The sequence below is a fragment of the Umbribacter vaginalis genome (genome assembly GCA_001552935.1).
In the GTDB taxonomy this organism is placed as follows: Bacteria; Actinomycetota; Coriobacteriia; order Coriobacteriales; family Eggerthellaceae; genus Berryella; species Berryella vaginalis.
Map to the genome: position 1 here is coordinate 233,633 of KQ959713.1, position 11,061 is coordinate 244,693.

Consider the following 11,061-nt stretch of genomic DNA (forward strand, 5'->3'; position numbering starts at 1 on the left):
AGTTCCTTTCAATACGAGCTTTCGCCCACCTGAATTATCAATACGCGTTACTCAACACGAAGCGCAAACACGATGGAGCACCACCGAACGTGCCCCTGTAGAAAAAGCAGGAGCTACCATGACGCTGCTTGAGCCTGTTCGCATAGAGATAATTTCCTCTTACTTTGTACAAGCACTATCTAAAAAGAAACGAACGAGAAAGTATGATGTAGCTGCAACATGCTCGTTAATGCACACAAAATATACACAAAACCCTACCATTTACATACAATCAATCAGACGAACCTTTACCCCCCCCCACCCTTAATTTATACTTGTTATAAGGGATATTGGATAAATTATTACTATTTTATGTCATAGATTTATGCCGATAGGGATAACGTTATATTCTTACTGGTTGGAAGATATATACGCACATATAGGAAGACAAAAGAAGAGGGCTCTTTATGAAATCGAACAACACGCCGAAGAACACACATCACAATAAGCATGCGTTGGCACATCAGACTCCATCACACGCTTCAACAAGCAAGCATACGAATAAACTATTACAAGTAGGTGCTATGTCAGCGCTTCTTTCCGTAAGTTGCATTGCTGCACAAAATACCTCTGCGGCGGTAGCAGACGAAACATCATCACCATCATCTGCTATCAACCATACTAACCAACAAAGCCAGCCTTCTATTCATACTAACGAAAATGCCCCCTCATCAAACAATGCAAGTGCGTCTACGCACCACAATTCCGCACAAGCAACCACATCAATAGGAGAAAACACTCCTAGCACATTACAAACTAACGAACAGAACGACGCAACAGCTATGCCTTTTATGATACTGGCGCGATCGATAGACGCAAATGCAACGCACAACCTTGATCGCTCAAGCGCGGATGATGGATGGGGTACAAACAAACAAGCGTGGCTGGTGGAGCCAAATATTTTGGAATTCCAACGCTATCGCGCCGTAAACAGCAACGGCAGTATTATGTCTCCTGGTGCCGACGGCGTAGGCGATTGGAATACTACTACGAAAAAGTCAGATATGTACGCGCATATCAAAACGGAAAACAATGGCGATAGATACCTTGTATTCGATGTATTTTTCAATAACGACGCAAAAAGCATGCTGAACAACTCAGCGCTCCAGCAATACACCTGGCAAATACCATGGGCAGTAGCCGACTTAAACTATGGCGCTTATAAAGGGGATACGCTGCGTAATTTGTCGATAGAAGCATATGTCAGCAATGCCGATACAGCATCCAATGCAGTGCTCTCACGCGACTTTGAGCGCTTTTCACGTGACAACACAAATTCAAAAACGGGCATCAATCCGCTGTCAAATGATCAAGAGTTCGGAGGCACAACGTATAAATACGACTTAGGTGCACGCGTAAAAGCAAGCCGTGAGGAAGATCTTAGGACGCTCTTCCATAAAAATGCGGGGGACGGTGTATTGCGCAATGCTACTGAACTGCCTGAACCATATAGAAATTATAGCTACGGCATAGGCGTACGTACTACGGCCGTTGACAGAGCATTCCACTTGCACTGCGAAGTAAAGCTGCGCAAAGACGCAACGATTGCAGACATTCAAGATGCGTATACCTGGGCAAATACATCATCGTTTGGTAAAACGACCAATTCAGCATATACGTTTGTGTCGGGGCGTGAAAAAGGTGGCTCTGAAAACAATTTACCACGCGTTATCAGCGATAAAGAAGCTCCAAAACTATACTTCAACGGAAAAGAACTTACCGATACTCAAACGATAGACGTATACCAAGGCGACAAGCTTTCTTTGAAGTTTGGCGCATCGGATAACAGCGGCTCCATCACCAATTTGCACGTAAGCGGCCTGCCTCAGAATAAAGGCATCGACGATAAAACAAAGCATGCAGCCTCAAAGGAAAAACCTTATACAACCAGCTTAAACGATGTTGAGTTCAGCAACAAAAACGGCAACTCGCCTAATGAAAAAGTGTATAACGTTGTTGTAAGCGCCACCGATGCATCGGGCAATAAAACCGAAAAAACAATTCGCTACAACTTAAAAAATTTGAATCACAAATATGCAGAGCCAACAGGTTCAAAGCTTACAGTGCCGTGGGGACACACGTTTACCGATGATGAAATTCTTAAAAAGTGAGCGGTATCGACGCTCAAGCACATGCAAAAGTGAGCGTCTTTTCAAAGCCGTCAGCAACAAATCCACCCAAGAAATACTTTAGGAAGAAAGACGAGCTGCCAGTAGGAAACGCAACCGTTAAAGTAGAATATGCTGATGGTTCGTATCATTTGGTGCAAGTTCCTGTGTCAGTAGAAAAACCACTTGCGCTTAAACACCGACTCACGTCATCTACTGTCGAGAAAGATATTGTTGTTGGCGACACACTTCCTCCACTAAACACCTTAGTAACCGTTAAAGATAATGCAGATGGGAAGAATACGCCGACGTTTACATGGAAAACAACGCCTACCACTAACCACGTTGGACAATCGTCACATAGCTTTACTGCTACCTATGCTGATGGAAGCACGAATCCAGGCACAGCAACATTAAACGTAAAACCAAAAGCTCCTACCATTACCAGTAACTTAACTGGTAAAGCTGGTGTTCCAAACACAGAAGTGCAGGTTGATGTACATGATGGCATGACCCTCGAAGGTCCAAACAGCGCTACGGTCACTCTCTATGATGAACACGGAGCCAAACTTGGTGAAACGTCCACAATTAACGGCACTACTGCAACCATTACGGTAGAAAAAGGCGTTCCAGCAGGAAAAATACATGCTGTTACCACGTTTCATCATAGCGATGGACCTAAACTAAGCTACGATTTAACGTCTAATCCAGGTCCTGACAGTGTTGCTACGAAAGACACAAATCCGCCAACACTTACTACCGACAAAGAGACCTATGACGTTGAAGTAGGAAAAGATCTTACCATCAAACTTACTGCACAAGATGATATAAAAGTCGATGCTATCAATACTGCTCCAGCAATCTTTTCCCCTGCGCCAAACGGATTTGGCCTCAGCCCTATGAATCCAAACGATTTGCAGCGCGTTGTATCGAAAAAAGGTGCAAACAATACCGACACCAAACAAGAATTAACACTTACGATAACGGGTATACAAGCTAAAGAAGTAGGTAAGCATACTCTTACCTTTAGCACGACTGATGCTGCAGGTCATACGGCAACAAAACACATTACCGTAAACGTCAAACAGCCCTACGAACTAAAACCAACAACACTAACCGTACCACTTGGCCAAAAACTCGATGATGCTTTAGCAAAGAAAATTTTCGAGCATAATCCTAACATTCCGTCTAATGTAAGTTTCAAATGGGTAGAAAATAATACGCCCGATACGTCACAAACAGGCAATGAAAAACCTGGTAAAGTTCGCGTTACGCTTCCCGATAACAGCACAAAAGACATTGATGTAAAAGTAACGGTTGTTGATAATGAAAAACCAACTATCAAAGTATTTACCAAAGACGCGCATGGCTCTTATACAAAAGAAGTAACGCCAGGTGCTGACGGAAAAATTACTATTGATACGTATCATGGTGAACCCTACGATTTGCGTGTTATTGCTGTTGATAATAGCAACAAGGTAACAAACCTTGCTATCAACTCGCCTGTAAACAGCATGAAAGTTGAGAATTTCGACAATAAGCCTGGCAGTGGTTCTCAAACCGATCCGCGCGCATTGCATATTTCAGGGCCTGTTCCAAACGATACGAAGCCTGGAGATTATAACCGTACGCTCAGTGCACAAGACGCTTCAGGCAACACAACAAAGCTACCGCTGAAATTTGTTGTTCATACGCAAGCTGAAAAGTTTGGAAAAAATGCACAAGGGCAGCATATCGACTACCAAATGTCGAATAAGACACATCCAAGCGCAGCTGACGCCATTAAACCACAAGGAAATGATTTTCCTCAAGGCACCACATACACATGGCTTAATGAGCCAAAGTGGAATACGCCAAGTGAAAATACTCCTGCAACAGTGCGTGCAAAATTGCCTGATGGCTCTACAAAAGACATTACAACAACCGTTACCGTAAAAGACGATGTAGCTCCTGAGTTTGAAACACCAACTATGCCAACGACGAAATTCAAGAATAAGGATTATTACGTCTATAAAGTAAAATTAGGGCAAGATTTTGATATTAGTATCAAAGCAAGCGACAACACGGGTACATTAGAAAGTGCTAACTTTGCAGATGGAGCAGTTCCAGGCGTAACGTCAACGAGTATTGTTGAACATAAAGACAATAACTCAAAGGCAAAACCAGCTGTTATTCATATTAAAGGAAAAGCGGCGCGTGAAGAATCGAGCAGCGCCCAACAATGGAGCCGCGTTCTTGTTGTAAAAGATAAAGCTGGCAACAAGGCTGAACTTCCTATTCGTATTGCCGTGTACACTGACGCAGATGAATATCCTGCAACTGTTACTCCTATTACGAAGCCGCACGGAACTGCGGTTACGCAAGACGACATTACAAAGGCGATTAGCACACAATATCCGTCGAGCGACCCTGCTAAAAAGCCCTCTATCGCTTTGGTGGACGGACAAACACTCCCCGACGGAACAAAAAGTGGCAAGTCGAGCGTGAAAGCAAAAGTTACGTATCCTGATGGTTCAACAAGTACGGTTGAAGTGCCTATCACCATTGGTGATGCTAATAAAGAATATGAACCTATTGGCAATACTATTACGCTTCCGTATGGAACAAGTGATAATGATATTAAGAACCGTATAACAGGTACAGGCACTGGTAACGGTATAACGTGGAAGAATAATAAAAAGCCAGCTCAAACGCCAACAATTAGCATTGTTGACGAAACTAAAATACCGAACGGTAAAGATACGGGTACGCATACCGTGCAAGTTAAAGTAACATATGATGATAACTCGAGCGATATTGCTAAGGTAACGATTAACATCGATAAGCCTGAAAGCGAGAAATACACACCGCTCGGTAATTCCCTTACGCAAGCATTCACGACAACACCCGTAACTGATGCTATAAAAACGAAGATCACAGGCATAGGAAATGACAAGGGTGTAAGCTTTAAGGACGGTCAGAATCCAACAAATCCAAAAGTAAGCATTGACGGTGGAGCCACTATACCTGATGGCACGCAAGCAGGAACATTTACTATTCCTGTTACTATTACCTATAGCGACGGTTCTCAAAACCATACGAACGTAACACTCACCGTAAGCGATCCACAAAAGAAAACGTATCCACCAACAGGTGGAACAATTGAACTGCCATACGGCAAAACGATAACCGAACAACAAATTAAAGATAAAGTAACACTGCCTAACACTATCCCAAGCGACATAAAAGACAATGTTACTATCACGCTTGAGAACCCCTCAACGCCGCTTCCTGATGGAAAACACCCTGGCAGCACTACTATACCCGTAAACGTCAAATATCCTGATGGTTCAGAAGAAAAAGTACAAGTAACAGTTACAACGCTGGATAGCGATGCTACTACTTATAAGCCAAGCGCACAGCCGCTGAAAATACATCGCGGCGATACGCTGAACACGGAAGATATTATTAAGCAAGTACAAACGTCAACAGTAGACAATAAACCAGCACCTCAAACAACGAAAATTGAGCTTGCACAAGGCGCGAACGTTCCACAAACAAACACAACAGGAACATTTCCTGTGAATGTTGTTGTGACGTATCCTGATGGTTCGATTGCAAACCTAACGGTGCCTGTGGAAATCACTGATACCGACAAAGATATATATACGCCTACTGCGCAAGGAATTACTAAGCCATTTGGTAAAAAACCAAGCAATGACGACATCACGAATGCAGTAACTATTCCGAACTTTACGGGAGATACTACTAAGCTTACGAAAACCATCAAACCGGGCGAAACTATCCCTGATGACACTGAAGTAGGCACGCACAATGTTGTTGTAGTGGTGCAATACCCTGATGGCACAAGCGAAGAGGTATCTGTTCCAATTACAACATTGCAAAAAGATTCTGATACGTACACTCCATCTGCGGAAAAGCTCGAAAAGAAACATGGAGAAAAGCCCAGCGATCAAGAAATCATAGGCAACGTAACAGTACCTCACTTCCCGGACGATGCCGCCACAAAGCCAACGTTTACCATTGCAGATAACGACAAAGCAAAAATACCTGATGGTACACAAGCGGGCACCTTTAACGTACCGGTCACTGTTACGTATCCTGATGGAACAAGCGAAACGATTGATGTGCCGGTAAGCATTGCCGACTCGCAAGCAAATATCTATCAACCACACACCGAGCCCCTTACCAGCACATTTGGTAAAAAACCAAGTGAACAGGATATTACGAGCAAAGTTACAGTACCGAACTTCCCGAACGATGCTGCTAAAAAACCAACGTTTACCATTGCTGATAATGACAAAGCGAAAATCCCTGATGGCAAGCAAGCGGGTGACTTTAGTGTGCCGGTAACTGTTACGTATCCTGATGGCACAAGCGAAGTGGTTGATGTTCCTATAACGGTAAGCGCACCACAAGCAACAACAACCAGCATAACGCTGCCAAAAGGTGCAACGCCACATGCAAAAGATGGCATAACAAACAGCAACGCATTTCCCGATGGTACAACGTTTACGTGGAAAGATCCCGCTCCTGACACTAATACACCAGGTAAAACACAAGGTACCGTTGTTATTACTCTCCCTGCACCCAATGATACTGCAACGCCTACAACCGTAGAAGCGCAGGTAGATATTATCGTTGTTGATGGATCGAGCAAACCGCTCACAGTTATGCAAGGATCGCCGTTGCCCGATGCGAAAAACGCAGTTGTAACAACGGACGATCATGGAAACAACAAGTATCCTGCTAACACAACGTTTACATGGAAGCCTGATCAAACGCCTTCTACCGACACCGTAGGAGAGAGCCACGGCACGGTTGTTATTACGATTCCAGGGCAAGATCCGCTCGAAGTACCCGTTACCCTACACATAACCGCAAGACCGCAGGCGCACAACGGTAATGCATTTGTTGGCGATACTCCCGATGCTAAAGACAGTATCGAAGGCTCAGGTGATACTACCCTCTTCCCTGATGGCACCACATTTACCTGGAAAGGAAATGCGCCCGATACGCAATCGACAGGCCCAAAGAACGGCACCGTAACAGTACAAATACCAGGTAAAGACGCAGTTGATGTTCCCGTTACTATAACCGTGTTCGAAAAACCCAAAAGCGTACGTACAACGGTATTGCAATATAGTCAACCAAATCCTGCCGACAATATTAAAGACAGCGCAAGCAAACAGAAATATCCCGAAGGAACAGAATTCACGTGGGGCACTACCGCACAAGGTGCGTCACAACAACCTGATACTTCAAAGCTTGGCAAACAGGATGTTTCGGTAGTTGTTAGCATGCCAGGAGCAAAACCGCAAACGGTAAAAACTACAGTTACCGTAGTGGAAAATCCGGTTGCACAAGACACGCGTATTGCGCAAAGTGCTGATAACACCAAGGTTCCTGATGCTAAGAACAGTATCGGCAATGCCAACAAACTCCCCGAAAATTCGCGTTTTGAGTGGGTTAAAAAGCCAGACCTTACGCGACCTGATAATCAGGATTGCAAAGTGCGCGTAACAATTCCTGGCATGGCTACGCCAATTGATGTTGACGTAAACGTGTGCGTTGTGCCTACGCCGATTCCCAAACCATACAATGTTGCAAAAGATAGCACGCCATCAGCAAAAGACAGCATCAAGAATGCTGATAAATACCCTGATGGCACAACGTTTGAATGGAAGCCGAAAGCAGACGGCGGAAAAGATGCACCCGATACCTCGAAAACAGGAGATGCGACGGGTACTGTTGTTGTAACCGTTCCTGGAACAACACCTCTTGAACAGGAAGTAACCGTCCATGTGACCGTTAAAGACACACCTCTCATAGGTAATGCAACTGGCACTAATGCTAAAAAGAACGGAAATAAAACAACTATCAGCGGAACAGCTACACCTAACTCAACAGTTACCATCAATGATGCACAAGGTCAGCCACTTAAAAATGCAGACGGATCGCCGGTAAGCATATCGGTCGATGCAAACGGAGCATTTAGCACTGACATACCAAAACAACAGGCTGGCACTCCATTGACTCTCATTCCACATCAGAACAATACTCAGGGAGACCCCTACCAACTTACCATTATTGAAAAGCCAGATTCGCCATCGGTAAGCGCAACAAACGATGGTGGCGTCAACGTTATGCCGCCAACAGGTGCTGATCATATCAATATCGATATTACCGTAACACCTGATCCACTCAATGGCCCTGAAAAACCTACGCGTACTATCTGTGTTCGTAAAAACGGCCAAGGAGAATGGGAAATTAACGGAGATGCGCCTGATGGTATTGTGGTTGATAAAACAACAGGCGTAGTTACTATCCCGTCGCATGCAGTAAAAGATGGAAGCCCGGTAACCGCAATAGCAAAAGACAAAAACGATACGCCGTCTGAGCCTGCGAGCGCAATAGCAGGTTATGCAACACCACAAATTGTTAAACATGCTTTAGGGAACAACGTTACCCCAGGCAAAACTGTTATTGTAGGCACACTCGACATTCCAGGAGCGTATGTTATCGTAAGCGATGCACAGGGAAAGCGTTTGGGCGACATCGTAGTATCAGACAAAAAGACAGGCGCATTTATGGCAACGATTGATGCGCAGAAACCAGGAACAACGCTGCTATTGACGCCAATTAATGGTGAAATGCAGCATAATATGATTGTTAATGGTAAGGCAGGCACTGTTGTACAGGTAACGATTCCTCAAAACTCTGCAGGCTCGAACAATGATTATCTTAATCCGAACGATCCGTCACTCAATACACCTCAAGACGGTGGTGGTGCTCATGATTCTGGAAATAGTAACAACACAAACAGCCAAAACGATACAAACGGATCGCAAACTGACGCAGCATCACGCCATGATTCCCATAAGCATAATAAGCACGATGCAGGATATCTTGCTAAGACAGGAGACTCAAGCATACTAGCAGCTCTTACGGGTATGTTAGGTATCGTAAGCGCAGGTGTGCTTATGCGTTTGCGCCGCCAAAGAAAGCAGGATTATAAAAAGGAGCAATAGATAGAGCACGGTACAGCTTTGTAGTAACGTAGAGCGTTACTACAAAGCGTTCTTTTTTCACATATGAGCGTACCTTGTTCTAAACAGAACGTAAAGCGCCAGAATAAACCACAAGAAGCATACTGCTTTCTTGTGGTTTTTTGCTTGACGTGGACTTTTCTTATATACATAAACCGAGCATTGCTCTACAATGGAAAAGAACTACGTTTTATTGTGATGCTATGTACTCTTAGTAATATGTCTTGTTACCGTTTTTCGTTGCAAAATGATCGTTGAATATTGATAACAAAAACAAAGCGCACATACAAAGTGCGCGTGCATATTATAAGCATTCACACTACCGTAACCAAAGAAATATAAACGAAAGGCATGATGCACGTATGAACCGTACACACTACTCATTATTACAAAAAGCAGGACTTGCAGTAGTTGCCAGCAGTTTTATTGCTGCGAGCGCACTTGTACTCCCCCCCACAGCTGCTTGGGCAGATCCTGATACAGCATCAACATCGCAATCGCAAGAAGCTACCAGCGGAACTGATGGCGGCGTTGCTTGGAAGATAGAAAATAATGAACTTATTTTGACTCCTCTTGTTGACGACGCTGTTCCGAGTGGTAAGCAAGCAGGCGTAATGGAAGCAGTTGGAGCGTTCGATACAACGCAAAGCTGGAAAGATGAAAACAATACTAAATTAAAATCTTGTACAAAAATTACGTTTAACACAGCACAAAATAAAGCAGGCGACACCGTTTACTGCACACTGCCAGCAAAATCAGCCAAATATCTCTTTTCTTGTTTTTCGTTTGATGATAGCAACTTAACTATATTTACGAATGTATCTGAAATTGATCTAAGCGGACTAAAAATTCAAGCGTCTGATACAGCGGATGACAATTCCTGTGTAAGAATGTTCTGCGGCTTGGAAAATTTAACAACGCTTAAAGGCCTCGACACACTTGACTTATCAAGAGTAGTTGATACCAGTTTAATGTTTCGCAAATGCACAAAATTAACGAGCATCGATCTTTCTAACCTTGATTTATCGCGCGTAACTGATATGCAAAAAATGTTCTCTCAATGTGAATCGTTAGAAGAAATAAAACTCCCAACAAAACTTGGCAATGCGGTAACAACCTACGATGCCATGTTTTATGCCTGCAAAAAACTAAACAGCATAACAGGGCTTGAGAAGCTGAATACCAGTAACGCAAAAGATCTCAATTGCATGTTCCAACACTGTGAAAACCTTACCTCGCTTGATGTTAGCAACTTTGATACCTCAAAAGTTGAAAATATGGGAGGTATGTTTGAAGGATGTACGAAATTAACTAACATCAAAGGCATTGAGAACTTTAATACTGAACAAGTACATGCAACAGGAACAAGCAGCGCAAATGTCGACGATCGTGCTGGATTTGAGTATATGTTTGCAGGATGTGGCAGCTTAACGGAACTGAACTTATCAACATGGAATACAGCAAAAGTACAACGCTTCACATCAATGTTTGAAAACTGTACGTCACTTTCCAAGCTGAATATAAGTGGCTTTACCACTAAAGCTGGCACAACAAATACCACCGCAAAAGATATGTTTAAAACGTGTACCAGCTTATCTGAACTTACGCTCGGTACAAACTTCTCGTTTGATAGCGCGTGTGGATTGCGTGATGCGCAATGGAAAAAACAAGGTACCGACAAACCGGTATGGTCAACAAAAGACCTTATTGGCAATAATGATGCGCATGCAGCGTATTATAATGCTGCTGCTACAAGCGATAGCGACACTGTTGTATCACCTGGTACGTTGGTCATTGCCGACACACAACAACAAACGCCTGGTGGATCAGGCACAGGTGGCGGCACCACCACCCCTTCCACACCA

At 43.8% G+C, this 11,061-nt stretch carries 3 protein-coding genes; all 3 read left to right on the plus strand.

What is annotated here, in order from left to right; all coding sequences use genetic code 11:
• Positions 1 to 563 precede the first annotated feature (563 nt).
• Entirely contained in the window at positions 564 to 2,150 is a 1,587-nt protein-coding gene (locus HMPREF3190_RS07155; protein WP_449676415.1) for a sialoglycan-binding domain-containing protein, read from the plus strand.
• Positions 2,147 to 9,178: a Rib/alpha-like domain-containing protein gene (locus HMPREF3190_RS07160; protein ID WP_066781723.1), complete on the plus strand. Its 7,032-nt coding sequence runs from the start codon at positions 2,147 to 2,149 to the stop codon at positions 9,176 to 9,178. Before HMPREF3190_RS07155 ends, HMPREF3190_RS07160 begins: the two co-directional genes overlap by 4 nt.
• Positions 9,179 to 9,558: 380 nt before the next feature.
• Positions 9,559 to 11,061, plus strand: a 1,503-nt coding sequence (locus HMPREF3190_RS07165) for a BspA family leucine-rich repeat surface protein (RefSeq protein ID WP_156425758.1), incomplete at its 3' end; no start/stop codon positions are given.

What these genes read in the sequence shown, in the direction of transcription:
- HMPREF3190_RS07155 (WP_449676415.1), top strand. Translation starts at nt 564, where the DNA reads ATGTCAGCGCTTCTTTCCGTAAGTTGCATTGCTGCACAAAATACCTCT.